This window comes from Chromatiaceae bacterium, assembly GCA_016714645.1.
Classification (GTDB): domain Bacteria; phylum Pseudomonadota; class Gammaproteobacteria; order Chromatiales; family Chromatiaceae; genus M0108.
On record JADKCI010000006.1, the window covers coordinates 52,743 to 78,738 of the forward strand.

Annotated in this window: 22 protein-coding genes and 2 pseudogenes; 12 read left to right on the forward strand and 12 right to left on the reverse strand. The window is 63.2% G+C overall.

Features of this window, described 5'->3' with window-relative positions; genetic code table 11:
- The first annotated feature begins 20 nt into the window (after positions 1-20).
- Positions 21-2,045 carry a hypothetical protein gene (locus tag IPN92_19875; protein ID MBK8640429.1) on the forward strand — a complete coding sequence of 675 codons (2,025 nt, stop codon included), beginning with the start codon at positions 21-23 and terminating at the stop codon, positions 2,043-2,045.
- Positions 2,046-2,090: 45 nt separating this feature from the next.
- Here IPN92_19875 and IPN92_19880 read toward each other — a convergent pair whose 3' ends face one another.
- Positions 2,091-3,539: an FAD-dependent oxidoreductase gene (locus IPN92_19880; protein MBK8640430.1), complete on the reverse strand. Its 1,449-nt coding sequence runs from the start codon at positions 3,537-3,539 to the stop codon at positions 2,091-2,093.
- Positions 3,540-3,930: 391 nt separating this feature from the next.
- Here IPN92_19880 and IPN92_19885 point away from each other — a divergent pair, with 391 nt between their 5' ends.
- The 3 genes from IPN92_19885 (at position 3,931) to IPN92_19895 (ending at position 6,874) form a co-directional block, all read left to right on the forward strand.
- The gene (locus IPN92_19885; GenBank protein ID MBK8640431.1) at positions 3,931-4,845 is read left to right on the forward strand and encodes an Rpn family recombination-promoting nuclease/putative transposase; all 915 of its coding nucleotides are present in this window, start codon (positions 3,931-3,933) and stop codon (positions 4,843-4,845) included.
- A gap of 172 nt (positions 4,846-5,017) precedes the next feature.
- The gene (locus tag IPN92_19890; protein MBK8640432.1) at positions 5,018-6,136 is read left to right on the forward strand and encodes a glycosyltransferase family 4 protein; all 1,119 of its coding nucleotides are present in this window, start codon (positions 5,018-5,020) and stop codon (positions 6,134-6,136) included.
- Positions 6,137-6,874 (forward strand): class I SAM-dependent methyltransferase, encoded by a 738-nt coding sequence (locus IPN92_19895; GenBank protein MBK8640433.1) that lies wholly within the window; start codon positions 6,137-6,139, stop codon positions 6,872-6,874. It abuts the gene before it with no gap.
- Positions 6,875-6,962: 88 nt separating this feature from the next.
- Here IPN92_19895 and IPN92_19900 read toward each other — a convergent pair whose 3' ends face one another.
- From IPN92_19900 to IPN92_19930, 7 genes and pseudogenes are all read right to left on the reverse strand, one after another.
- Positions 6,963-8,189, reverse strand: a complete 1,227-nt coding sequence (locus IPN92_19900; GenBank protein ID MBK8640434.1) for a glycosyltransferase — start codon at positions 8,187-8,189, stop codon at positions 6,963-6,965.
- A 26-nt stretch (positions 8,190-8,215) separates the two neighbouring features.
- Positions 8,216-9,085 (reverse strand): glycosyltransferase family 2 protein, encoded by an 870-nt coding sequence (locus IPN92_19905; protein MBK8640435.1) that lies wholly within the window; start codon positions 9,083-9,085, stop codon positions 8,216-8,218.
- Positions 9,066-10,982: a tetratricopeptide repeat protein gene (locus tag IPN92_19910; GenBank protein MBK8640436.1), complete on the reverse strand. Its 1,917-nt coding sequence runs from the start codon at positions 10,980-10,982 to the stop codon at positions 9,066-9,068. The genes IPN92_19905 and IPN92_19910 overlap by 20 nt, the downstream gene beginning before the upstream one ends.
- Before the next feature lie 79 nt (positions 10,983-11,061).
- Positions 11,062-11,493 carry a pilin gene (locus tag IPN92_19915; GenBank protein ID MBK8640437.1) on the reverse strand — a complete coding sequence of 144 codons (432 nt, stop codon included), beginning with the start codon at positions 11,491-11,493 and terminating at the stop codon, positions 11,062-11,064.
- 648 nt (positions 11,494-12,141) lie between these two features.
- Positions 12,142-12,237: pseudogene (locus IPN92_19920) on the reverse strand (type II toxin-antitoxin system YafQ family toxin).
- A 114-nt stretch (positions 12,238-12,351) separates the two neighbouring features.
- The gene (locus tag IPN92_19925) at positions 12,352-12,813 is read right to left on the reverse strand and encodes a type II toxin-antitoxin system YhaV family toxin (GenBank protein MBK8640438.1); all 462 of its coding nucleotides are present in this window, start codon (positions 12,811-12,813) and stop codon (positions 12,352-12,354) included.
- The gene (locus IPN92_19930) at positions 12,813-13,133 is read right to left on the reverse strand and encodes a type II toxin-antitoxin system PrlF family antitoxin (protein MBK8640439.1); all 321 of its coding nucleotides are present in this window, start codon (positions 13,131-13,133) and stop codon (positions 12,813-12,815) included. Before IPN92_19930 ends, IPN92_19925 begins: the two co-directional genes overlap by 1 nt.
- Positions 13,134-13,358: 225 nt before the next feature.
- Between IPN92_19930 and IPN92_19935 the strand changes: the two genes are divergently transcribed.
- The 3 genes and pseudogenes from IPN92_19935 (at position 13,359) to IPN92_19945 (ending at position 15,302) form a co-directional block, all read left to right on the forward strand.
- On the forward strand, positions 13,359-14,225 hold the full coding sequence (locus IPN92_19935; protein ID MBK8640440.1) for a hypothetical protein: 867 nt from the start codon (positions 13,359-13,361) through the stop codon (positions 14,223-14,225).
- Between the two features lie 340 nt (positions 14,226-14,565).
- A complete protein-coding gene (locus tag IPN92_19940) occupies positions 14,566-14,706 on the forward strand; it encodes a hypothetical protein (GenBank protein MBK8640441.1) in 141 nt (46 codons plus the stop codon).
- A pseudogene (locus IPN92_19945) lies at positions 14,699-15,302 on the forward strand (hypothetical protein). The gene IPN92_19940 and the pseudogene IPN92_19945 overlap by 8 nt, the downstream one beginning before the upstream one ends.
- Here the strand turns inward: IPN92_19945 and IPN92_19950 are convergent.
- Positions 15,299-15,526 carry a hypothetical protein gene (locus tag IPN92_19950; protein MBK8640442.1) on the reverse strand — a complete coding sequence of 76 codons (228 nt, stop codon included), beginning with the start codon at positions 15,524-15,526 and terminating at the stop codon, positions 15,299-15,301. The pseudogene IPN92_19945 and the gene IPN92_19950 sit on opposite strands and share 4 nt — an antisense overlap.
- 513 nt (positions 15,527-16,039) lie before the next feature.
- Between IPN92_19950 and IPN92_19955 the strand changes: the two genes are divergently transcribed.
- Positions 16,040-17,083 (forward strand): inorganic phosphate transporter, encoded by a 1,044-nt coding sequence (locus IPN92_19955; protein MBK8640443.1) that lies wholly within the window; start codon positions 16,040-16,042, stop codon positions 17,081-17,083.
- 87 nt (positions 17,084-17,170) lie between these two features.
- Entirely contained in the window at positions 17,171-17,869 is a 699-nt protein-coding gene (locus IPN92_19960) for a DUF47 family protein (protein MBK8640444.1), read from the forward strand.
- Between the two features lie 286 nt (positions 17,870-18,155).
- On the opposite strand, the gene IPN92_19965 is transcribed toward IPN92_19960, so the two are convergent.
- The 3 genes from IPN92_19965 to IPN92_19975 form a co-directional block, all read right to left on the reverse strand.
- Positions 18,156-18,608, reverse strand: a complete 453-nt coding sequence (locus IPN92_19965) for a hypothetical protein (GenBank protein ID MBK8640445.1) — start codon at positions 18,606-18,608, stop codon at positions 18,156-18,158.
- Positions 18,605-18,928, reverse strand: a complete 324-nt coding sequence (locus IPN92_19970; GenBank protein MBK8640446.1) for a nucleotidyltransferase domain-containing protein — start codon at positions 18,926-18,928, stop codon at positions 18,605-18,607. The genes IPN92_19965 and IPN92_19970 overlap by 4 nt, the downstream gene beginning before the upstream one ends.
- A 907-nt stretch (positions 18,929-19,835) precedes the next feature.
- Positions 19,836-20,021 (reverse strand): hypothetical protein, encoded by a 186-nt coding sequence (locus IPN92_19975; GenBank protein MBK8640447.1) that lies wholly within the window; start codon positions 20,019-20,021, stop codon positions 19,836-19,838.
- A gap of 264 nt (positions 20,022-20,285) precedes the next feature.
- Here IPN92_19975 and IPN92_19980 point away from each other — a divergent pair, with 264 nt between their 5' ends.
- The 3 genes from IPN92_19980 to IPN92_19990 all read left to right on the forward strand — a co-directional run bounded on the left by IPN92_19980 (position 20,286) and on the right by IPN92_19990 (position 25,942).
- The gene (locus tag IPN92_19980) at positions 20,286-20,441 is read left to right on the forward strand and encodes a hypothetical protein (GenBank protein MBK8640448.1); all 156 of its coding nucleotides are present in this window, start codon (positions 20,286-20,288) and stop codon (positions 20,439-20,441) included.
- A 138-nt stretch (positions 20,442-20,579) separates the two neighbouring features.
- A complete protein-coding gene (locus tag IPN92_19985) occupies positions 20,580-21,737 on the forward strand; it encodes an AAA family ATPase (protein ID MBK8640449.1) in 1,158 nt (385 codons plus the stop codon).
- Between the two features lie 83 nt (positions 21,738-21,820).
- Positions 21,821-25,942 (forward strand): DEAD/DEAH box helicase, encoded by a 4,122-nt coding sequence (locus tag IPN92_19990; GenBank protein MBK8640450.1) that lies wholly within the window; start codon positions 21,821-21,823, stop codon positions 25,940-25,942.
- Positions 25,943-25,996: the final 54 nt, after the last annotated feature.

Here is a 25,996-nt window from a genome sequence, read left to right on the forward strand (position 1 = left end):
CCGCATGGAGCGAGTCACCGATGAGCGCGGTCTGGTCCTTCGATGTTTACGACACCTGCGTGTCCCGGAACGTCGCCCGACCGCGCGACCTATTTTTTCTGGCGGCGTGGTCCCTTCTGCCTACGCACCTCGCGCCCTGGCGGCGGCATACCATTGCCGCGACGGTTATGTGGGCGCGGGTGTTTGCGGAACGGCGGGCGCATCGTCTTGGCGGTGTGCGTGAGGCGGTGAGCCTCGACGACATCTATCGGGAACTTAGCCTCCCAGGTTGGACCGGTCTCTCCGTCACCGTTCTGCGCGAGCGAGAATTGGAGTTGGAGCAGGACTGTCTGTACGCGGTTTGCCCTAACCGTGCGCGCCTTGATGACCTGCGTGCCGCTGGCCAGCGGATCGTTTTTTCCTCCGATATGTATCTGCCGCCGGACTTCATTCGGGCACAGTTGCTTAGGCTCGGCCTTGCGACCGGGGCGGAACCACTGTACGTCTCCGGTGCGCTGGGCCTCACCAAGCGCAGCGGGCGGTTGTTTAAGCATCTGGCGGACCGGGAGGGTGTCCCGCTGGATCGCATCACCCATGTCGGGGACGATGCCGTTGGGGACGCCCTCGTGCCTGCTCGTCTCGGGGTGCGGATCATGCCGTTCGAGGCCGGTCGCGCCAATCGCCACGAGCGGGCGGGCCCGCTGCGACGGGCAATCGGGGACCCAGCCCTTACGCTCTGGCACGGCCTCAGCCGCCAGGCACGGCTGATCGGGTCGACCGGCGATTGTCCGCCGGGGCTCGACCCAATTGGGTTTCTGGTTAGCGTGGCCGGACCTTTGCTGACTGCCTTTGTTGCCTGGGTGCTGCAAGAGGCAAAGGCTCAGGGCGTGCGCCGCCTGTATTTTGTCGCCCGCGATGGTGAGGTGTTGATGGCAGTCGCCCAGATCCTCGCCGCGCGCCTTGGCGGCCCGGAGCTCCGGTACCTGTATGGCTCCCGGCGTGCCTGGCTGGCCCCATCGGCAGACCCGCGGGACCCGCTCTGGCGGCGGTTGGTCGTGACGCCGGGTCAACGCAACAGCCCTTTCGACCTGCTGGCACGTTTGGGGCTCGAGGCGGGCCAGATCGGCGAACTGCTCGCACATGCCGGGATTCCGCCGGACACGGCCAGCAAACCTAGCGCGCCAGGGCAAGCCATGATCATATTTGATACGCTGCTTGCGGACCCGTTGGTCCGGGGAGCGCTCACTGGTCATGCGGAGGTGGCACGGAGTGCCGCCTTCGGTTACCTGGCACAGGAGGGCCTGCTCGCGGACCAGGACTGGGCGCTGGTCGACGTGGGTTGGAGCCTCAACTGCCAAGCGGCGTTGCGCCGTTTACTCGTCGCCCAAGACCTCCGTCAGGCGGGGGGGGTGCGGGGCTTCTACATCGGTTTGGCCAAGGACCATCTGCCCGCTAGTACTGCCGGTGCGGCTTTCCCGATGCTCCCAACGCCGGGATCTGTGTTCTCGCGTCGGCGGGTCGTGGTGGAGCATCTGTTCACCCCGAGTACGGATCGGAGCACGATCGGCTATTCCGAGGCTGGCCGACGCTATGTGCCCGTACTCGGTCCTGAGGCGCGCAGCCCAGCCGAACTCACATTCGCGGCGCGGCTTCGGGAGGACCTGCTCGCCTATGCCAGACTCGCGGTGAACTGCGAGGCGGTCTGGGATGATCCGGTGCGCTATCGAGCCTGGGCCATCGGGATCGCGACGCGGTTTCTCATGATGCCGACCAGGTCCGAGGCCACGGCACTCGCCGTCCTCAGCATCAATGCCGATCTGAGGCATGAGCAGTCCTTTCAGGAGCCGCTGTGTCGTCCTCTGGATTGGTCCGACGCGCTGTCGATCGCTCGCACGGCGCTGCTCGGCCCGCAGGCAAACGGCGGCTTGCCTGGCTGGTTGGAGGCTTCGGCAGCCATGTCCCAGGCATCGGTGCGAGCAGCAGTGGGGCTAATGTTGGCTGCTGACGGCGCGCGCAACCGGATCAGGCAGGTGATCCAGTTCGCTCCCCGGCGACGCGGGGCTTGACCCGGCGACGCGGGTCCGCCAAACGCTCGGCATCGGCGCCATTGCTCAGCCTTGCGGTTCGTCCGCTGACCATTCCGGATAGGGGTCAGGGTTATGACGCCCATTCACTAGGTCGGGCCGCGTGAGCGTCAATTCCGCATGTCCGTTCACCAGTCGCTCGATAACCTCGACCCCCTGCATGAACGAATGGTCCTGGTTGCTGACCTCGTAGCGCCAGGCCCCAAAGCGGCCGCGTGAGTAGATATGGCGCGCCTCCAGGGCGGGGAGCAGGTCGGCGAGGATGGTATCTCGTTCACGGGAGGGTGTCGGATAGCCATGTTCCAGGCGCCGGTGCCAGCGGGACAGGATATCGGCATCCGGGCCCAGCAGATGGGTCGCGCGCAGGCCGCGGATCACCTCTGCCACCAGGTGCGCCGCGTTGACCGGCTTGTGGGGGCTTTCCGAGACCTCCGCCATCAGCGACCAGGTCGTGCCGGGTGCCGGGGTATTGTGGGGGCTGTAGTTGCTGAAGACGGTGACCCGGTAGAAGGGGCAGTCGTCCTCGGGGAAATACATCCAGCATGTGGTGCGCAGGTGCGCGGGCGGCTGGCCGCGCAGGCCGATGCCGACGACATGGACGCTGGAGTACTGGAGTCGCTGGGCCTGGGCGATCAGGCCGCCATCGCCCACGAGGACCGCCAAGCGGTCGAGGGGGAGGCTGCTGATCAGGTGATCGTAGCCATAGCGCGCGCCGCTGGCGGTGGTCAGGGTGCGGTGGGCGGCGTCCAGCGCGACCACGGCGTCGCCAAAGTGTTGGTTGGCGGTGGGGATTCGCTGGGCCAGTCGCGTCCAGATGGCGCCGGTGCCGCCACGATTGGGGAAGCGGAAGCGGTTGTTCGGCCCCCAGCTCGGGTTATCCTGGTCGAGACACAGGCTCTTCAAGACCGTCGGCAAGTCGGGGACGGCGACGCGCTCGCCAACCCAGGTGGCGTTCAGCAGGGCCGGCGGGTAGGCCCAGACCTTGAAGTTGTAGGGGCGCAGAAAGAGATCGGCGATGCCCTCGCCGAAGGTGCGCAGGATCCAGTCGTCAAAGTCGCGGGGGGGCGCGGGCCGAGTCTCGGGGTTGGGGTCCTGGCCGGCGAGGGCCAGCAGCCCCGCCACGCAGCGCCAGCGGTCCTCGGGCGGCAGGCGGTGCAGGTTGTACTGCAAGGGATAGGGGATGAAGCGGTCCCGCATCCAAACCCAGCTTTCGCGTTGGTGCTCAATCCAGCCGTCCGCGCCCAGCGCCAGATCCATGTAGTGGTCAAAGGCCTGGTAATGCGAAAACTGGACATGGCCGCCCAAATCCCAGGTAAAGCCCTGGTCGTCCAGAAAGGAGGCCGCCAGGCCCCCCGGCCCGGCTTCGGCTTCGATGACCAGGAAGTCGGCTTCGCCCAACTCGCCCAGGCGCAGCGCGGCGCCAAGCCCGGTCGGGCCGGCGCCCAGGATGAGGAAGCGGTAGTGAGGCATTGGCATGGGCCGGTTGGCGAGCGGTAAGATTCCAGTAAGGGGCGGTCAACCGTTGCTGAATTAGGTCGCGCTCAGGTATCGGCCCAGATGCGCACCCGCAATTCTTCGCCCACCAGGGCGAGCATAACCTTGCCGCCCCTCCAGGCTCATCCGCATACCCGAGGTAAGGGGGACACCGGGCCCCGCAGCTTCACCACGCTTGGAAATCATGAGGACAATTTCCCTTATTATCTTGGCCAAGTGAGCAAGCAACTATACTCTCCGCCTTCGCGCATCGCCGCAAGCGGCTGAGTGTCGGATGAACCAAGCGCCCCTGCGCGTCATACCATTCGCCCAACGAGTGACCTATCCTGGCCCCATAACGCCCGGCACCCTGAATCCTGCTAGGATGGCCGCCATGCTCCTCCTCGACCCCAAAAACGACTACGTCTTCAAAAAGCTCTTCGCCACGGCGCCGGCCCTGCTGGCGGCCCTGATCAACGCCGTGCGCGGCACCGAACCGTCGGTCACGGTGGTCGCCGTCCTCAACCCCCGCATCGAACCCGAGGAGCTCACCGGCAAATACATCGTCCTCGATCTCCTCGCCCAGGATGACCAGGGCCGCCGCTACAACATCGAGATGCAAGTCCGTCGCTACCGCGCCTGGAGCGCCCGCAGCGCCTACTACCTGGCCCGTACCCTCGCCCAGCAACTGGACAGCGGCCACGACTATCACCAGCTCAAGCCCGCCATCGGCATCCATCTGCTCGACTTCGACCTCTTCACCGCCCCCGCCCACCAGCAGCAGGCGACCTGGTGCTTCGAGCTGCGCGATCGCCACCAGCCCGCCTTGAAACTGGGCGACGAACTACAATTAAACCTAATCGAACTGCGCAAGGCCGACCGCCTGGGCGCCGGCGAACCGGCCCTGGCGGCCTGGGTCACCTTTCTCGAACACTGGCAGGAGGAGCAGAGAATGCAACAAATTGACTATCCCCCGGTGCAACAAGCCCTAGAGCGTATCCGCGGCCTCAGCGCCGACGCCGAAACCCAGCGCCTGGCCTTCGTGCGCGAGCGCGCCCTGCGCGACCAGCGCAGCGAACTGCATGGCGCCCGGGAGGAAGGACGCGAGGAAGGGCGGGAGGAAGGGCGCGAGGAAGGCATCGCCCAAGGCGAAGCCGCCATCCTCGAACGCCTGCTGCGCCGCCGCTTTGGCCCTGTGAGCGAGGCCACCCGGATCCGCCTGCGGACCGCTACCCCCGCGCAACTCGAAACCTGGGCCGAACGCCTGCTCGATGCGCCCGACAGCGACGCGGTCTTCCTGGTGCAATGAGGGGTCTGGGGGCAGGCCGAACGGCAACGGGTGGCAGGGGGCCATGCCTCCCCGTCCAGATTCTCTAGCCTCGCGCCCCAGACGGGAGGCCCCTGTTTCTGGCCAGCCTGGTACTAGCGGTTGCCTGGACCCACACCTGCGCTAGCCGCTGTCCATTTGGAGAATGTTGTACATGCGCATCGCCGTGCTGTGGAAGCGTCGCTACATGGGCCAGGATGTGATCACGGATCGCTATGCCCGGCTTTTTGAACTGCCACAGGGGTTGGCGCAAGGGGGGCATGAGGTATTGGCCCTGTGTCTCAACTACCATCCTGGCCGGGCGGAATGCCGGGTTGATGCGGTTCCTCCGCCGGGTGCGCTGGTGTGGCGGGGGTATCAGGCGGGGCCTTGGCTGGTTGGCGGGCTGCCGGGCTACTGGCGGTCGGTGCTAGCGGAGCTAGAGGCGTTTCAGCCAGCCTTGTTGCTCGGTGGGTCGGATGCGCCCCATGCCATCCTCACCCGGCAACTTGCGCGCCGGCTCGGTATCCCCTATCTACTTGATCTCTATGACAACTATGAGTCCTTTGGGCTGGGGCGCCTGCCCGGAGTGACCCGTTGGTATCGGCGGGCCCTGCGCGAGGCGGCGGGCATTACCGCCGTGAGTGACTTGTTGACCGAATATGTGCGGACCTTGGCCCCCGGCGTGCCGGTGATGACGCTGGAAAGCACCATCGACCCCCGTCGCTTCTACCCCCGTGATCCTGTCGCCGCGCGCGAACGGCTGGGCCTGCCTGCGGCGGGGCGGCTACTGGGGGTCTCCGGCAGCCTTCATCCTAACCGGGGCATCGGCCAGGTCTATGCCGCTTTTGCGCGCTTGAGTGCCGCGGACCCAGGGCTGCATCTGGTCCTGGCCGGAGATGCGCCTCGGCGTCAGCCGCCGCCCCGGCATCCGCGGCTGCACTGGCTGGGCCGGCTGCCCCATGACGAGATGCCCTATTTTTTCAGCGCCCTCGACCTCGCCCTAGTGCCCATGATCGATACCGCCTTCGGGCGCTATGCCTTTCCGCAAAAGGCCTATGAAATCATGGCCTGCGGTACTCCGCTGTTGACCGCCCGGGTGGGCGCCCTGGCGCGGACCCTGGCCGGCTACCCAGCTTGTCTCTATGACGCCGGGAATCCAGGGGATCTCGATCAGCGCATCCAACAGCAATTAGCCAACCCAGTGACGCCAGAGATCCCCATTCCAAGCTGGGCGGACCAGTCGGTCCGGCTTGCCGGCTTCATCGCCGGGCAAGTTCCCGGGGTTGGTTAAATGGCTAAGCGTTCGCCAAAACTGGCCTTGCGGCAAAGCTGTGTGCTTGACCTAAGCCAATCCTGGTCTCAGGGTCGATTTCTGGAGGTCGGCGCCGGTATTGGCTACATGACCAGGCTGTTTCTTGAGCGTGGTCATTGGGGCCTGTGCTATGACCTTGATGACGCTAGTCGTAACCATCTGCGCCACAATCTTGCGGCTTATGGGGAGCGCATCCAGGTCCTTGATACCCTGGATAAGCTCCCCGAGGCCTCTTGTGACTATCTGCTCGCCTTTGAAGTGCTGGAGCATATTCAGGACGACCACCGGGCACTTTCCGACTGGAGCCGTTACCTCAAAACAGGCGGTAAGCTCATGGTGTCCGTACCGGCGCACCAGCGCCACTATGGGCCTTCGGATGCCCGGGTCGGGCACCTGAGACGCTACGAGCGGGCCGATCTGCTCGCCTTGCTTAGGCAATGCGGCTATCAAACCACTTGCCTGGTCAATTATGGCTATCCGTTGACCGAACTCAGTCGGCGCCTTTCCGACCGTTTGCTTCATCACGTCCCGGACCAACCGGAAAAAAGCCTGGCCCAGCGCAGCTTGGAAAGCAGTTATACGAGACCGCAACTCGCTAGTAAGGCCTTGGCGTTGATCAGCGAAGGGGTTTACCGCCCCTTCGCCATCTTGCAACGCCTCTGCTATCGCATGGATTGGGGTGATGGCATCGTCGCCGTGGCGGTGAAGGACCCCTGAACGGCCACGCTCGATTTGGACCTCGGCGGCCTGGTGGTTTGGGCGATACCACCATCCCCCGGGGCGTGCTGTTCGCCGCTTCGGCTTGCTAATCCTGCTTCGCCCCAGCGGCGCCGAGCAACAAGGCCGTATAGCGCCCGGCGATGGATACCCAATCGAAGGCCTCCAGGCAGCGTTGGCGGGCATTGGCGGCCAGGCGCTGCCGGCGTGGCGGGTCATTAAGCAAGGCGATAATGGCCGTCGCAAGGGCGGCGGAATGACCCGGGGGCACCAGCAGCGCCTCCACGTCGTGACGGATCACCTCGCCAAAGGCCGCTACCTCGCCGCAGATGATGGGGCAGCCGCAGCCAATCGCCTCCAGCGGGACTAACGGAAAGCCCTCCTGATCGCCGCTGGCGGCGACCATGAAGGGTGCCACGAACAGGGTGGCGCGTCGATAGAGCGGGGGCAGGGCCGACTGCGCAACCATGCCCAGGAAGTCCACTTGGTCGCCGATGCCGAGCCTGGCGGACAGTCGTCTCAGTTCCCCATCCAGTGGCCCCCCGCCGGCAATGATCAGACGCGTGCTTGGATGCCGCGCCAATACGTCGGGCATGGCCTGCAACAGGAGTGGCAGGCCCTTCTTTTCCACTAGGCGGCCAACGAATAGCAGTTCATGTGCTTGCCGCTCATCCCCCGGGCCTGGGGTGAAATGGCGCCGCATATCCACGCCCATGGGGATGACGGCCACCTTCTGGGGGGCGATGCCCATGGCCATGACCTGCGTACGCATGGCCGCGCTCACCACGCTGATTCGGGTGCTGGCGTTCATCACCCCCTGCTTGATCCGGCTGAGCAGTGCCCCCCGGAGGGCAAAGAGGTCGCCGCCATGGGAGGTGCAGACCAGTGGGACCGGGCGGCGGGTCAACCAGCGGGCGAGAACGGCCACCAGCCCTTGGGGGATCAGCCAGTGGGCGTGGATGAGGTCGATGGGCTCCTGCCTGAGGAGGCGGGTGAGCGCCCATAGCTCGCCGAGCAGGAAAGGCGGGATCAGCAAATAATTGAGCGGGTTGGCGCGCAGGCGATTGAGGATGCCGCCGCCGTGACTGGCGAGATTTTCCCAGCGCCGGATGAAGTAGGGGAAGCGGATGACTCTCAGCCCGTCCAGGGTTTCGTGGTCCAGGCTGCCCGGGGCGCGCGGCGCCAGGACGGTGATGTCGAAGGTGGCAGTCAAACGGCGGCTCAGCTCGAAGACAAAAGGCGGTTCCGGATCATCGCGCCAGCGCGGAAAGGTCGAGGTGAGGACCAGCAGGTGGGGCCTGGGTTTGGGTGTCATGGCGATCCTGCTAGCCAACCACCGGCTCAGCGATCCCCGTCGCGATAATTCAGCGCCGTGATCTGCTCCGAGATCAGGCCCATCATGAGAATCACCACGGCGGCGGTAAACAGCAGGGCGCTCATGTTGGTGAATCTATGCAGCGTGATGAAGGTATAGAGGTAATACCCTAAACCGCTGCCAAACAAGAGCCCACTGACCGGGAAGAAGATCTTCAAGGGTGAGTAGAGGGTGGCGATCTTAAAGATGATGAGGAGAAAGCGCACGCCATCGCGCCAGGGCCGCAGATGGCTGGCCCCCTGGCGGGCGCTGGCGTGGATCGGGACATAGCCGACCGGATACCCGGAGCGGAAGAAGGCCATGGTGATGGTTGTGGGATAGGAGAAACCGTTCGGCAACAGGTAGAGGAAGCGCTTGAAGTAGTCCGCGCGCACGGCGCGAAAGCCCGAGGTCAGGTCCAGGATGGTCTGCCCGGTGATCAGGGACGCAAGGCGGTTATAGAGACCATTGGCCAGCGCCCGCCCCCGGCTGGCTTGGGATGCGGAGTTGCGAGCTCCCACGACCATGGCGTAGCCTTCCTCGAATTTGGCCAGCAGGCGGGGTATGTCCGCCGGGTTGTGCTGACCATCCGCGTCCATGAAGACTAGGATATCCCCGGTTGCCGCCCGGGCCCCGGCCTTGATGGCGGCGCCATTGCCGAGGCTGTAGGGGTGGGTGATGACGCGGATGCCAGGATCAAGGGCTAAGCATCTGGTTTCGTCATCGGAGCCATCATCGATGAGGAGAATTTCTGCCCCGGGCACCTGGGCTCTGAGTTGCTCGATTAAAGGCACCAGGCTGCCGGCTTCATTCCTGGCGGGTAGCACAATGGAGATCTTAGGGCGTGGCGCGGGCATCGTTCAGCAGGGTCCTGAGTCGGGCGATTTCCTGATCATACAGGGTCCGGGAGCGTTTGAGGGTGTGATCGGACTGCTGTCGATACAGGGTCTCGGCCTGGTCAAGCAGGCGAAGGGAATTGTCGATATGGCCAGCATTGGCCATTAATGTCACCATCTGAAGTGCCGCGTCGATGTCATTGTAGCGGGCCATGGCGTTAGTCAATTCAACCAATGCCCGTTCTGGCAGGCCTTCGGCAAGGTAAAGCTGTCCTTTCAAATAGGGTACAAATCGCGAAAAAAGGGGCAACTGATTGTATTTGCTATTCTCGTTAAGCTTGTCAATCAGTTGGACAGACCCCGTGCGATAGAGGCTGGGGTAATTAGGGCCAACGATCCTTTCGACAAGGGTGCGCAAGCCCATCACGACTTGTGCATCGAAGGTCTGCTGGGCCAGGCGTTCGCCCGCGACATTAAAATCCTCGGCGGTTGCCTGCCGCACCCGAATTTTTTGTAACAAGCTGCTTAGGGTCAATAGACCGCTTTGGGGCAGGCGCTCCGTGGCCGTTTTTAATTGGCGTTGGGCGTCCTCGAATAAACCTTGCCGCATGTAATAGTCCGCGAGGGCATTCTGGGCGCGTGGGGAGTGCGTGGCCGTGGTTGCCCAATAGAGTTCGAGCCTGTCGGTGTCGGACCAGAGGTGGGCGCGATTCCAGGTAAAGAATGCCAGCAGGGCAAGGATGAGCAGGCCCAGCCCCATGGGGATGGCCTTGCTGATGTACTGACCGAGGATGTGCAGACCCGAGGCGATAGGCAGAAACAGGAAGGCGGCGGGAAGGTAATTGCGGTGTTCGAAATAGAGTTCGAGCCCCAGCAGGGTGGATTCGAGCAGATGCCCCGCCAAAAAGAACAGCATGCCGAGACTAAAGAGTGGGAAGCGCCGGCGCAGGGTGAGGGCGGCGCCGAGGAGTACCACTAGGCCCAGCAGGGCCGGCAAGGTTGAGCCGGGCGTGAAGAAATCCTGGGAAATGGCTAGGTCGTCGCGGTAAAGACCCTGCCCTTCGATGCGCGGCAACAGGAGATTGCCCAGGTAATCCCAGATGATGCGCGGCTCCGTCAAGAGCCGCTCGATCTGATTGAAGTTCCGCGTGGGCCAGGGGATGGGAGAAAAATTAATGTTGTTTGCCAGGTAGCCAAAGACGGTAAGGGCGGGTAGCCAAATGAAGAGGGCGCGGAATGCCAAGGCGGGGCGGATGATTGGGGCACCGCGCGGCGCGCAGAATTCAATGACCCCGACGAGGAGCGGCAGGAGTATGCCGTTTTCCTTACTGAGGAGGGCCAGTAGGGTGCCGAGGGTCAGGGAGCCGGCCATCCAAAGGTAAGCGGCGCGTGGGCGCCTTGGCAGCAGACTTCGCCCATGCAGATACCCCGCGATGCCAGCGAAGACAAAGAGGGCGGCCAATTGGGCCATGCGCTGCACCACGTAGAGGGTGGTGGAGACCAGAAAGGGATGCAGCAACCAGCAGGAGGCGGAAAAGGCGGCCAGCCATTGGGCGGTGGGTTCCTCATGGCCATAGCCGCGAAGCAGCAACAAGGTCGCCCACGCCAGTAGCAGACCACAGAGCAAATGAATGGCGAGGTTGGTGGGTTTGAACCAGGCGGCCTGGCTGGGCCAAGTGTTGTCATTGAGCAGGAAGCTCATCAGGCTCAGCGGTCGTCCCGTGGGACCAGACCAGCCTGCCAGCACAAAACTCTTGAAGGTTTCCCAATCGGTAACACCCCCGAGGGTGCCGAGGTCCTTGAGGTTGGGGGTGTCGTCAAAGAGAAACCCGCCATGCAGTCCGGGCCAGTAGCAGGCCAGGGTGAGGAGAAGGACGGCCAGCAACAGTAGCGAGGGGCCAAACGGGCGAGTCAGCATGGCAAAAGGGGATGGGCTCTAACAGGAACGCCCACTTGCGTGGGCGTCCCCGTCATACCCTCAGGGGAGGGTGGATGGTTTAGTTCCGGCAATTTGACGGCCGGTATTTCGCTGTAATGGAGGAGCCAGCGCTATCACCACAGGACCATCTGATCGAACCCCCCGCATTGAATGGGCTCAATACAATTGCATTTCCAGACTCGACCTTATCGTTATAGAGAATAGTGGCTGCGCCATCAACAACGGTGACCGACGTCACGGCATTGCCGCTGATCGAAGCTGCCGTAGCAAGTCCTGCGGATGCGTTGTTCGATGGGAAATGGCCAACATCGGCATAGAACTCAGCAATGGCTGTTTTGACACCGTCACCTAAGACCATGCCTTCTGACACATGGGTACGCTTAGTGTAGTCCTGATACGCAGGAATGGCGATTGCCGCCAGGATACCGATGATGGCAACCACGATCATGAGTTCGATCAAGGTGAAGCCGGATTGTAATTGACGTTTCATCTTCGTGCTCCCGTCTGGATTGTTTGTTCAAGGTTCTGTGTAGGCCGAAAGTGATCCTAGCCCTCGGCGAAGGGGGGCGGTCAGGGAACCGCTTGCTGCTAGCCATGCAAGTCCGAAGCCAGAACGCCCGATCTCCAGGCTTGTGCCTTTCCAGCGGGGTAACCCGCTAATCAAACGAGTAAATTTTCGCCTCCGGTTAGCCATGCCGTCTGGCGGCAGGAGGAAGGGCGCTCCCCAGGCGGTTTGAACCTTTCCCGAAGTGACAAAAATGGTCACATTGTGACGTGCCCGTGTGACCTAGCGCGGCCAGAGCCAGACCGGCGCTGGCCGTGCGGCGGTTCAGGTCTGGGTGGTCTGTTTCCTCAGGCGGAGAGCCCCTCCACGGCGGGGGGTGTTATCAAATGATCCCGATTCTGCCGCCGGGGTCCGGCCGGCGGGGGACGCTGACTAGGCCAAATTACCAAACGAACCCATTTTCCCCGCCTGAATGCGCGCCAGCACGGCACCCTCAGCTGGCAACTGATGATCGAGGGCGAGAGGGCGGAGGACTGTGGCGCCGACAGTGCACGGCGGCGCCGTCAGGAGATCATTGCGGGAGAAGCGATCAGCCGCGGGGCGTCAAGTTGGCGCGAGTCGGCGGGCCAGATGTCATCGGAACAGGTCGGCATGGGTGCCGGTGCGTTCAAAAATCACCGCACCGGATTCCAGCTTATCGATCAGCAGCCAGTCAGGTTCGATCTGACACCATAGCCCCAGCTTGGCGAACAACTCGTTCGCGTCCTGGCACCGCACCCAATCCTCACCGCGGTTAGTGGCTGCGAAGGTGGCTGCTGTTTCGCGGTTAGGTACGCTAATCTATCAGGCTGATAAAAAAGGGCGGGGGCACTGGCTCGCCGACACCAGGGCCGTCCAGTCGTCCGGTGGGTGTCCGCGCTCCAGCATGCGTTGAAAGACGGCATAGGGGTCGCTTTTGCTGCCGGAGGAGCGCAAGGTGGTTTCATCATTCACCCAGGCGAAAATAATGATCCGGGTTTTCGAGTCGAACCGAAAAAACAACCGGAATCGTCGACCCATTTTTGCCCGCCGCCAGTGGCGAAACGCCGTGCCCAGCGTGTTGCCCTGCCGATACTCCTCGCGATGCGGATCACTCGGCACGACCTCGAAAATCAATTTCGACAGTGCGGCGAACAGCCTGACGTTGGCGTTGGACTCGCAACCCCGCGGATCTTGCCGTTGCGCCCGCTCAGCGGCAGCACGCAGTTTTTGTAGCTGTTCAATTAAACATTCGTGAAAAAGCAGATTCCACCCGTGACGCTGGATCACAGCGCCACATCGCCTTCAATGTCCGCGGCTAGGTCGACAGGCTGGGGCAGTGTCGCCCGCATGGCTTGGGCAAGACCGTCGGGCAGGCTCGACAGGTGCCGACCCTTGCGAATGTCTGTTTCCAACAAGGCCAAAAAGCTCCCGATGGCCGGGTCTTCATGGACAGAGTGCTCGGCCCGGGTGACGATGACCTGCGACCCGCGCAGATCGAACGCCACCTTGCCACCGGAGTCCACGCCGAGCGCTTGGCGGATGGGCTTGGGTAGCGTGATCTGACCTTTCGAAGTGATGGTGGCAACTTCATGGATAGTGGACATTGCTTTTCTCCTCTGCACGCATCAAACGTAAGGAATATTCCTTATGCCGTCAAGTGCTCAAGGCTGGGCCTGGAGTACCTGATAACTGATTGCTTGCCGATATTGGCCAAATTACCAAACGAACCCATTTTGCTCGTCCGGCCGCCGGGCGCCATTATTCCCCTTGAATCGGCGGGTCTTTGGCCTTAAGTTACTTGATCATCCTGCCGTTTTGAGGTCTTTAACATGGCGATTTCTCCTACCCAGTTCCTGGCGAACCAGCTCAATGCCCTGCGCGCGACGGGGCCGCGCACGGCCGCCGGCAAGGCGGTGTCCAGCGCGAATGCGCGCAAGCACGGCATCCTCAGCCGGCAATTGATTATCGAGGGCGAGAGCGCGGAGGACTTTGGCGCCCTGCTGGAGGCCTTGCTGGCGGACGAGGCGCCGGTGGGGACCTTGGAATGCGCCTTGGTGGAGCGCCTGGCAATCGGTCTGTGGCGCCAGCGGCGGGCGGTGACGGCGGAGAGCGCGAGCCTGCATCTGCAGCGGTTGGCCTTGGCGGAGCCGGAGTGGCGGGTTATTCAGCAACTCTGCGGCGCCGACCTGGATCTGATCCGGGCGACCCTGGCGGATGGCCTGACGGTGGAGGCGGCCGAGGGGGTCGGCGAGGCTTTCGCGGCCTGGCAGGCGGTGCCGGATGCCGATAAGCCCCAGGATCTGGCCGCGCTGGAGGCGCGTTTTCCTCTCCTGCTGGAACTGCTCCAGGGGATCATGTCGGTGGATGCGGCGCTGCTGGTGGAGCTGGGGGCGCAGGGGTCGGAGTCGTCGGGGGCGGCGTCGCTGGGGGATCTGTTGGCGGCGCGCTGCGCGGGCTCCCTGACGGATTGCCTGGCCTTTGCCCAAGAGCACTTTCTGCGGCAGATGGCGATCCGCCGCGCCGCCGGCCATCTGCGCGCGGCCCGGCTGCTGCCGGCGGCCTCGGAGCAGTTGGCGCGCTACCAGTCGGCGCTGGACAATGAGTTGTATAAGGTGATCAAGGCCCTGCGGGAGGCGCAGACCCGCCGCCGGGCGTTATCGGTGCTGGATGCGGTGCCGGTGGGGGAGGGGGGGTAGGGGTTGCGGGCGTGCGGTCTTGCAGCAGGGCCGCGTCCAGGCGCTTGCTCCCTCCCCCCGGGTGGGGGAGGGCTGGGGAGAGGGTGTGCAGGGGGTTACGCCGCCGCAGGTCAAGAAGTATCCCCCCCGAGTAGGGCCCCGCAGACACCGTCGATTAGCGAGCCATTGTCATTGAACGGCTTGGGCGGTGTCTCTTGTGGTCGCGCTGTGCTAGCCTGATTATCAGCAAGTCAACCTTCGCCGAGGTCATCCGGGCATGAACGACCATCCGTCCACTAAACCAACATCCGCCCGTCGCCGCCTTACATCACCGGCGGGGGTTGCTGGGTGTACCAGGGTTTTGCAGGGTCACGAGCTGTTGGAGGATATGGAGGCCTATCGCGCCAAGGTGGCCGCCAGCCCGGAGTCCGCGCGTAACTTTCTCGTGCGCTTGGGCGTCATGACCGCGGAGGGTACCTTGAAGACCCTGATCCATGGCTAATCACTGGTCAATTTACCAACGCTCTCCCTACTTTGTGTTGGGGTTTCATGGTGGCGACAAAGCGACCATAGACGCCGTTCTTAGTGGCAATAGCGCGCATCTTGTTGAATCAAAGGGGCGCTTCGAGTGGCTGGGGAATGGCATCTATATTCTGGGAGAACGATCCGCAGCGCGGTTTGGAGTGGGCCGAAAGCGGCCATTCCAAGAAAAAGGCCAAGGAACCCGATGTGGTTGGAGCCATTATTGATCTCGGCCTGTGCCTGGATCTGACCACGCGGATGGGCCTTGATGAAGTCGCCAGGGCATTTGCCACCTTGAGCGATGCCTATGCCAGGACCGGTGAGCCTTTACCGACGAACGTCGGGGGCCCGGACCATTTTAAGCGTGAACTGGATTGCCAGGTTATCCAAGCCCTGCATCTCTACCGGCAAGAGCAGGGGCTGCAAGCGTACGATGCGGTGCGCGCCCCCTTCCCCGAGGATGAACCGCTCTTCAGTGGCGCGGGTTTTCGTCGGCGGAATCATATCCAGATTGCGGTCATTAATCCCAAGTGCATCAAGGGCTATTTCCGGCCCATGCAAGATCCATCAGCCTAATTCCGCCCATCATCCGCCGATTGGTTTTGCAGCAGGGCCGTGAGCCGCGCGATTTTGGCTAGGGCGGCGGCTTTCTCTGCTAGTGCCGTCTCTTTGGCTTGCAGCGCGGCGCGTTCTGCGTCGAGATGACGCTGGAGGGAGCGTTGCTGGCGCAGGAAATTCAGGCGGGCCTGATAGGCGTGATAGCTGCGCTCCTTATCGGAAAAGACCTGCAGGGTATTCATGGCTTGCCTCATTTCGTCGGTCTGCATCCAGTCCGGCAGCGTGGCTGCGTCCAGGCGCTTGCTCCCTCCCCCCGGCTACCGTCGCGTGTAGTAATATTTCCGTAACAAAAAATTCATAAAACTGTCGCATTTCAGAAATAATTCTGTAAGACTTCGCGGCTGTGGGGCCGTTGCGAGGGGGTGATCTGAACTCTGGCGAGGATGCTGGCGAGTGGCTGAAAGGGCTGCTGGTCGTGACTTCGCCAGGACACTTAGAAGAATCCTGGTTTTGCGTTCGCTTGGCCTCATGCCACGGCCGCCGTGAGGGGCGGGGTAGTTCCGCGCGGCATGGGTGGGCAGCCTCGATGCTGCAAGGAGGTTTGGCTCCTCCCGAGGGGAAAGTCCAAGAACAGCAGTTGCAAGATGGGCCAGTGAGTTTCCCCGGCCCTGATCCCCGCGGTGGGCGTTACTCGCCGCGCGTATCGGGTCTGGATCCCAGCAACAATCAGCAACAACCCAACAACCAGGCATTCAATGGATACTGTAACCATATTCGCCATAACGGCCATTGTGGTCGTACTGATCTTCGACTATACCAACGGGTTCCATGATGCGGCCAACATCATAGCGCCCATGATTGCCTCCCGCGCCATGACCCCCGTGCAAGCGGTGATCATCGTCGCGGCCTTCGAGTTTCTCGGGCCCTTGCTCGGCGGTACCGCCGTCGCCAACACCATCGGGAAATTTATTAACCTCAATGACGCATCAACGGTCTTGTCGGTCGCCGTGGTGATGTGCGGCGTCTTTGGGGCGATTTTCTGGAATATCTTGACGTGGTGGTACGGTATCCCTTCCTCCTCCTCTCACGCCTTGGTCGGCGGTCTGGCGGGTGCCGTTATCGCCGCGGTTGGCACCTCCGCCGTGGTGTGGGGCTTCGGGGAACTGGTTTCCAAGGGGCATCTCACGGGTGTCACCAAGGTAATCATGTCCTTGATCGTTTCGCCCTTGCTGGGGTTCTGGGTCGGCTTTCTCATCATGCGTCTTTTGAGTATGGTGCTTGCCAACGCCAAACCCTCCGCCAACAAACCACTGCGGAAGGTCCAGTTTGTCACCGCGGCGGCCCTGGCCTTTTCACATGGCGCCAATGACGCCCAAAAGAGCATGGGTATCATTACCCTGGTGCTGGTACTGGGTAACTTCATACCTACTTTCGAGGTTCCCTTCTGGGTCATTCTTTCCTGCGCCACCGTCATCACCCTGGGAATTCTCTCCGGCGGCTGGCGTATCGTGAAGACCGTGGGCTTTGCCATCTTCAAGATCCGTCCCATCCACGCGGTCAGTGCCCAATTGACCTCCGCGCTTATCATTTTCGGGGCCTCCGCCCTAGGCGCTCCGGTATCCACCACCCACGTGGTCAGTTCTTCCATCATGGGTATCGGCTCCTCGGAACGCCCCAAGGCGGTACGTTGGGCAAAGGCGCGAGACATCGCCAGTACCTGGATTATCACCATTCCGGGTTCGGGAGCGGTGGGGGCCCTCACCTATTACGTCATCGCTTTTGCAACGGGGGTTAGATGAGGAAAGCTCCGCCATCCTAGACCCGGCCCCCGCGCCGGTAAACCTTGACCCCTATCTGATTTTCGTTTTGCATTGAGGAACAGCACCATGAGTGGCGACTCGAATTCGGCGGTTGGCAAATTGATGGACCGCATTTTCCCGGTCATGCCGGACTTTTTCCGCATGATGAACGAGCAGTGCGATGTGGCCGTGCAGTCAACCACGGCTTTCCTCCGGTTCATGGAAACCGGGAGCGAGGATGCCCTGGATGAGGTACGTCGCCTCGAAAAAGAGGCGGACGACATCAAGAATCGGAATGTCGATGCCCTCTATAAGGCCTTTGCTACGCCTATGGATCGCGAGGATATCCTGCGTGCGATTCAGACCCTGGACTATGTGATCAATTACACCAAGATCACCGCGCGGGAGATGGGTGCCCTCCATTTCGATTCGGACAGGTACATCCTGGAGATGGCGGTCCTGTTGAACGAAGGGGTGGCATCCTTGCAGCGGGGCTATGCCAAACTGGCGAGCAACCCGGCCCTCGCGGATGTGGATGCCTCCGCCGCGCGCACCGCCGAGCGCCAGATGGAGCAAACTTATCGCCGCGCGCTGGTCCAGCTTTATGACAAGGACACCAACCTCAAGCTGTTGGCGGAAAAGGGGGAAGCCACGGCGGCGGAGGCCTTGAGCATGGCCCTGGATGTGTTTCGGACTCGGGAAATCTACCGGGATATGTTTGGGGCGGCGGACAAATTGCTGGAGGCCAGTCGCGTCCTGCACGACATCGTGGTCAAGATCGCTTAATCTCGCCTGACTTAGGTCAACCGCCAACCGCGGCTTGCGGTTGGCGTCTCGGTGTGCCGGCCATCATCCTCCGCCTGGCGCCTGGCTGAATGCCCTCATCTGAATACCCCGGCCGTGATCCCACCGGCCGGGGAGGGTAGCGACCCTTACCGCCAGCGTGACGCGACGCCAGGGCATCGTCAGGGGCCTTGATATCGTCGATGCTCAGCTTAACGGCGCGGTACTCGCGCTCATCATAGGCATGGAAAAATCCTCTGTTTCAGAAACCGCCGATCATAGCGTGTGGTCATAGCTTCAATTTGCTTCGCCACGCCCGGTAGGTGTCCGCCAGTTCCGCCGCTGCCACCACGGCGGACTCGATGGCCGCAAAACGCGTTTCCGGATCGTCGGGATATTCATGCGCCAGGCGATTACGCGTCTCCCGCCAGCTCAGCCAGTCATCGACACGCATAAATCCCAGCTTTTCCAGTCGGTTCAGGCGATCGATCATGGCCCAGTCTTCGTAAGGCTCGGCAAGTGCCGCCAGCGTCGCTGGCACCAGGCGTAACCCCATGACGTCTTGCAGCTTGGTAAAGCGAAACAGCAACTGGTCAAGGATTCTCAGCTTGTTGGGGTCTGATTCCAGGAGTAGCAGGCTGGCAGCGGGCGCAGCCTGCCAATCCCGCCAGGCGGATGCGAGCGTCGCAATATGCCGGTCGGCTTCCCAAAGGGCCGTCTCCAGGACATCCGCTATCGTCATTCCGGTACCTGCGTCAGTAATTGGCCGTGGCGGCGGGCCGCCTGGATGACCGGCCGGTCGTCGACGACCCCGGCGGGAACGATCAGGACGTCGATGCGCTGTTCGCCCAACTGGCGATAGAGCCGCGCGATGAAGCGATTACGGCGCTCGACCAATTCCTTGGGCGCCAGAGGCGTGGGTGGCTCGACCAGGAGATCAATATCGCCGCCGCGCCGCGCGTCATCCAGGCGTGAGCCGAACAGCCGGATCGTCGAACGGGGCGCGAAACATTCACGGGCCGCCCCCGCGATGGCCGCGAGTTGGGTGGGCGTCATACGCATGGGCATTATCTCTAAGCGAACTCTATCGATCATAGCTTACGGCACTGGCGCATGCGGCCGCTATTACGGGATATACCGCAGCGGGGTGTCCGCCGCGTGCCTGGCCGGGCACACGGCGGAAAATGGGCAAATTACCAAACGAACCCATTTCAAGTTTGAACAGGCCGCCGTTATTTTGCCGAGGGTCAGGCCGTGGGCAGGGCCGAGCAGCGCATCGACGCGGCGTCGATCGCGCAACTGGACACCTGGCTCGACGGTATCTTCGAGGCCCAGAGCCTGGAGGCCCTGATCGGTTCCGCACCCAACTGATCCGTGGGGCGAGGCGCGGCAGCGCCGCTCACCCGCATCAGCACCTTACGCACTGCGTTAGGTGTCTTGTCCCTGATGGAGACGCTGCGCTGATTCACCCTAGGTACCTTTCGCAAGGAGGCCCCGCGCATCCTTGAGCAAGAGCGGCCATGCTGTTCGAGCAAGGGTGATTGCATGAAACCTAACCGAGCATAGAAGTGCGCCGCCGCGTCGTCGATCGATCCGGTGGCGCGCGTCGAGGGGCTCCGGCGCGCCCAGGCTCATCGGCTCTCCCAGGGGTCGGGACGGGAGAAGAGGTCGCGTAGGCCCGGAGTACGCGGGACGCACGCAATCCAAGTGATCCTTGGACCGGCGTAGGTCGAGTTAGCGAAGCGTAACCCGACATTTGGCTACTTCCGCCTGTTACGCATGAGCACCTCGGATGACCTGCTGGCGCACCCTGGCCCCAGGCCGAAGGGATTGACTCGGTACCCGCCGCCTGCCTGGCTGGGCCGCGCCGCCCTTGCCCACCCCCATTCTTGCTATTACTGCTTGGCTAACTGTTAAGACCCGTGAGATTGTCTACCTTCCTTTTAAACAACCCCGGGCATTTCTCCTGCTAATCTTGCAGGGCCTGCACCGGCGCGATGTGCCCTAACGCGCGCTGGGGAATCAGCGCCTGGAGATTCGAGACGCCATGCCGGCGCAGGCAGCGATCCAGACCCGAGCGCGAAACATCGGGATTGAGGAACTCGCGCGTCACCGCCAGCAGGTCATCCAGGGGCAGGAGCAAGGTTTTACGCAACGCGATAACGACCCACTCCTGAGCCGGGGTGAGCGTGGTATGCAGACGATGGGACGATGCGACGCATCCTGACCGGTGTCGCGGCGCCGCCATTTGCGCACCGTGCTGCGATTCAGGTGGTACTCGCGGGCCAATTCGTGCTCTGACTTCGTGGATTCGCGCAGCTCCTGGCGGATGGCCGGGGTGGTGCGCGCATTCTTATGCAGGTTCAGATTCATGGTTCGCCGGTCTCCGGTCAGTCGTGGCCCTGGTCTTGCGCGTTGCGTGACGCGTGCGTTTAACCTCTTCCCTTCAACTCACCCGGACCGTGGCTGGCGGGTGATCTTCGACCGCCCCGCCCGTCAGCCACCCATCGCCGAGCTTATCCCCACCGCCGAGGTCAGCCCCCAGGAACCGGGTATTCAGGTGGTGCGGGGGTGATGTTGCCATCAGCCCGGCTGCGGCAGGCTGCCGGGGTAGGTATCAAAAGGCTCTGAATAGTCCGCCATCCGCCCTCGGGCGCCGTCGGTTTGCGCTATCCTGTGGCGGATCATGCCCCTGGCCATGCGGAGAAAAAATATGCCCCCGATTACCGGCAAGCTGCCCATTGGCATCCAGACCCTGCGTGAGATTCGTCAGGACGGCTATCTCTATGTGGATAAGACCCGCCATCTGCTGGAGATGGTGACCCAGGGCAAGGCCTATTTTCTCTCCCGCCCCCGCCGCTTTGGCAAGAGCCTGTTCCTCGATACCCTCAAGGAGGTGTTCGAGGGCAACCAGGCCCTTTTTTCTGGCCTCCACATCCATGACCGTTGGGACTGGCGGCAGACCTACCCGGTGATCAAACTGGATTTTACCGCCGGCCATGTGGCCAGCCGCGCTGCCCTGGATCTGCGCATCCGTCAACTCCTCGCCGAGAATCAGCAACGCCTGGGCTTGGCCCGCCCTGAGGCGGACAACGATATCCCCGGTTATTTTTCTCAACTGATTCAAGGGGCCCGCGAACGCTTCGGCCAGCCGGTCGTCATTTTGGTGGATGAATACGATAAGCCTATCCTGGATAATATCGAGGACCCGGTCATCGCCGCCGGGCAGCGTGACGGGCTCAAGAACCTCTACTCCGTCATGAAGGCCCAGGATGCCCACATCCGCTTCGTCTTTATGACCGGCGTCAGCAAATTCAGCAAGGTCAGCCTCTTTTCCGGCATCAACCAGTTACGCGACATCAGCCTCAGCGCCCAATATGCCACCCTGTGCGGTTACACCCAACAGGATCTGGAGACTACCTTCGCCGATCGCCTGCGCGGGGTGGACTGGGGTGAACTGAAACGCTGGTATAACGGCTATGGCTTCCTTGGCGAGACGGTGTACAACCCTTTCGACATCCTGCTGTTCATCAGCGAGGACCACAGTTATCGGAATTACTGGTTCGAGACCGGCAGCCCCAGCTTTCTCATCAAGCTGTTTCAGCGGGAGCGCTACTTCCTGCCCGAACTCGAGGAACTGGAGGTAACGGAGGAGATCCTTGACTCCTTCGATGTCGAGCGGATTGATCCCGTTACGCTGCTGTTCCAGGCGGGGTATCTGACGGTCAAGGGCATCCGTACCCACATGTTGCGCCAGACTTTCCGGCTGGGCGTCCCCAATCAGGAGGTCCGCCTCGCCCTCAACGACCAGTTCATCAACGCATATACTGGCCTGACCCGGGCGGACTGGGTAGTGGTAACGGGTGATTAGCGACTCGCTTGTCGATCTTTTCTATCATGCTATGCTCAGCCCGTTTAGCCCCCCGCCGTCCCTCGCGCCTCAGGAATTTGCTCATGACCCCGCTCCTTGCGACCTACCAGGAACTCCCATCCGAGCTACGGAGGCTGGTGCTCCTGACGGCGGTCTATGGGGAGGGCATCTACCTGACCACCCTCAAGACGCTGGTGAAGGAGCTGGGCTGGAAGGGCGAGGATGGCCGGGTCCTCTATCCACGCATCGACGCGACCCTGCGCGATCGTCTGTTGGGGCCGGGGCTGTGGCTTGATGATCGGGCGGGCCTGCGTTGTCATCCGGAGTTGGTCGAGGCGCTGACGGAGGAGGCCCGGGAGAAGGGGCTGCTGGAGCCGATCGTCGATGCGGCTTGCCGGCTGGTGCCCTATCGGCTGGGGGCCTATGGCATCGTCGATGATGAGTCTCAGCGCCGCTTTATGCGCGATGTCCGTTTCGCCATGCTGCGGAATGACCCCGGCCAGGTGTTTCGGCTGCTGGGCATGGATAAGCCGGATTATGTCCAGGCCAACCCTAAGTTCGCGGCGGATCTGGCGCGTATCTATGGTGACCGGCTCGCTCAGGCCCTGCCCGAGATCCAGTTCATGGCCCTGGACCCCATCCTGGATGAGGGCGATCTCCTGTTGCGGGACGCGCGGGAGCTCTATGCCCGCTTCGAGGCCTTTTTTGGCGTCATGCCCGATCCGGGCCCAGTGCTCGCCAACAGCTTGTGCCAGCGGCGGCTGATGCGGGGGGCCTTCGAGGCGGCGAAAACCCTGGCCCCGCCGGGCACCATCCTCGGCGCCATGACCCACGGCGTCGCGGCCTTTATGAGCGGGGATGACGCGACGGCCATTGCCCGCTTTCAGGAGGGGGTGGCCCTGCTGAAGAAGAGTGAGCGCAAGCGCAACATCCATATCCCGGGGCTGGCGGGAGTCTGTCATCTCCTGGCTTTGCTGCGGGAGGGCTCGCCCGCCGCCATGGCGATCTTGCGCACTCAGCTCGACGCGGCCCAGAAGCCCCTGTATCAGGATCATTTTCAGCGGTCCTTCCAGGTGCTGGAGGTGACCGTGGCGGTCATCCGGGAGGGTCGGGAGTTCAATAGCGGCCATCCCTTCTTTGCCCTGATCGCGGTTCAGAATCCCTGGCAGGAGCTGATTCAGGGCCTCTGTCTGCGCTGGCTGGGGGGGCAGCCCACCGTGGAGCGGCTGCGGCGGCTCAAGGAGCACCAGCGCAGCGCGACCCAGGGCGGTTACCTCTGGTATGCCCGCGAGGCGGCCCTGCTCCTGAATGCCTGGGGTGATGAGACCCAGTATGAAGGCATTGACGCCCTGGCTACCCAGCCCCTGATCAACCTGCGCCAGCCCGAGGCGTCCTGGGAGCGCGCCCTGCGCGTCCTGCGCGAGATCGCCACGCCGGCGGCCGCCGGCGCGGGCCCGGTCGCCAAGGCCGTGGGGGAGAGCGAACTCAGCATGGCCTGGGAGTTGACCGTCCTGAAGAATGGCCAGGTGTTCTTCGAGCCCCGGGAACGCAAACGCCGGGGCATGGGCTGGACCAAGGGCCGGGTGGTGGCCATCAAGCGGCTGCGGGAGGAACTGGATCGCTTTACCTATCTGACCCCGGCGGATCGGGCGATCTGCGGCTGTATCCGCGCCGAGCAGGTGGGCTGGGGCTGGGGCAGCTCCCGCACCGAGTATCTCATCGAGCCCCTCTGTGCCCTGCGGGCCGCCGTGGGTCATCCCTATCTGCAAACCCTGGCGGGTCCGGCGGAATTGGTCCAGGAACAGCCGTGCCTGCTGGTGGCGCGGACCAAGGATGGCATCCACATCACCCTGCACCCGCCCTGTGAGCGGGAGAGCAAGTATGCGGTCTCCCTGGAGGGCAGCCGGCTGCGGTTCTATGAGTTCACGGCGCAACACCAGTTGGCGGGCAACCTCTTGGGCAAGGAGGGTCTGCGGGTCCCCAAGGCCGCCGAGACCCAGGTCCTGGAGACCATCACCGCCCTGGCGCCCATGATTACCGTTCATTCCGAGATCGGCGGCGAGGCCGGTGGCGAGTTGGCCGGGGAGGTGGAGCGGGTGGCGGCGGACCCCCGGCCGCGCCTGCAACTTCACCCCCTGGCGGATGGCCTGCGCATCGCCTGCCTGGTGAAGCCCCTGGGCGACAAGGGGCCCAGCGCCCACCCGGGCGAGGGCGCGGCCTCCATCTTCAGCGAGATCGACGGCCAGCGGCTCCATGCCCGGCGCGATCTCAAGGCCGAACGGGCGGCGGTGGCGCACCTCTTTGCCGCTTGCCCCCATCTCGACCCCGAGTTCTGGGAATGGCCGCTGGACGAACCGGATCTGGCCCTGGAGACCCTGGAGGCCTTGCAGGAGTTGGGTGAGACGGTGGTGCTGGAGTGGCCCCAGGGCAAGGCCCTGCGGCTGGCCGGTAATCCGGGCCTGCGGGGGCTGGCGGTCAAAATCGGCGCCCAGCGGGATTGGTTCGGCGTGTCCGGGGAGCTGACCCTGGATGATGGCCGGGTGCTGGATATGGCGCGCCTGCTGGAGCTGCTGGGGTCGGCGCCCAGCCGCTTCGTCAAGATTGGCGAGGATGAATACCTGGCCCTGAGCCAGGAGTTGCGCAAGCGGCTGGATACCATCCGGGTCCTGCAGGACAAGGGCCGGGTCCATCCCCTGGCGGCGGGTCTGCTCGAAGAGGCCCTGGACGGGCTCCAGGTCAAGACCGACCGGGCCTGGCAGGCCCAACTCCAGCGCCTGACCGAGGCCCAGGATCTGGTCCCGGAGGTGCCCAGCACCCTCCGGGCGGAGTTGCGCGACTACCAGGTGGAGGGTTTCCGCTGGCTCGGGCGCCTGGCGCACTGGGGGGCAGGGGCCTGTCTCGCCGATGACATGGGGTTGGGCAAGACGGTGCAGACCCTGGCCCTGCTCCTGACCCGGGCCGCGGAGGGGCCGGCCCTGGTCCTGGCCCCCACCTCGGTCTGTTCCAACTGGGTCGAGGAGGCGGGGCGTTTTGCCCCCACGCTCAAGGCCCATCTGTTCGGGTCCGGGGACCGGGCGGCCTTTCTCGGCGCCCTGGGGCCCTTCGACCTGGTGATCTGTACCTACGGTCTGCTGTGGAGCGAGTCCGATGCCCTGACTCAGGTGCAGTGGCGCACCATCGTCGCCGACGAGGCCCAGGCCTTCAAGAACGCCCAGACCAAGCGCTCCAAGGCGGTGATGGACCTGAACGGCGATTTTCGCCTCATCACCACCGGCACCCCCATCGAGAACCACCTGGGGGAGTTGTGGAACCTGTTTCGCTTCATCAATCCGGGGCTCCTGGGGAGTCAGGAGCAGTTCAACCGGCGCTTCGCCATGCCTATCGAGCTGCGCCAGGACAAGGAGGCCAGCCGCCAGCTCAAGCGCCTGATCCGCCCCTTCATCCTGCGCCGGCTCAAGAGCGAGGTGCTATCGGAACTGCCGGAACGGACCGAGATCACCCTGCATGTGGAGTTGAGCGAGGCGGAACGCCTCTTCTACGAGGCCTTGCGCCGCACCGCCATCGAGCGCATCAGCCAGGTGGGGGGGCAGGGGCCCGGCGACGTCCGCTTCCAAGTCCTCGCCGAGATCATGCGGCTGCGCCGGGCCTGCTGTAACCCCAAGCTGGTCATGCCCGAGAGCCCTATTCCCAGCGCCAAACTCCTGGCCTTCGCGGAGATTGTCGAGGAATTGCGCGACAACCGGCATAAGGCGCTGGTCTTCAGCCAATTTGTCGATCATCTGACCCTGGTGCGGGCCTGGCTCGATGCCCAGGGGATTGCCTATCAGTACCTGGATGGGGCCACGCCCATCAAGCGCCGGCAGGAGGCCGTGGCGGCCTTCCAGGCGGGCCGGGGGGATTTTTTCCTGATCAGCCTCAAGGCGGGGGGCGCCGGGCTCAACCTGACGGCGGCGGATTATGTCATCCACCTCGATCCCTGGTGGAACCCCGCCGTCGAGGATCAGGCCTCGGACCGCGCCCATCGCATCGGCCAGCTACGGCCGGTGACCATCTACCGGCTGGTGGCCCGGGATACCATCGAGGATCGGATACTCGACCTGCATCGCCACAAGCGCGATCTGGCCGATTCCCTGCTGGAGGGCACCGAGATGAGTGCCCGCCTGGGGGTGGAGGAGATGATGGCCTTGCTGAGGGAGGCGGGGTAGGGGCGCGGGAGGTGCTTGAGGAATCGGGACCGTTTCGCCTAACTCCCTCCCCCC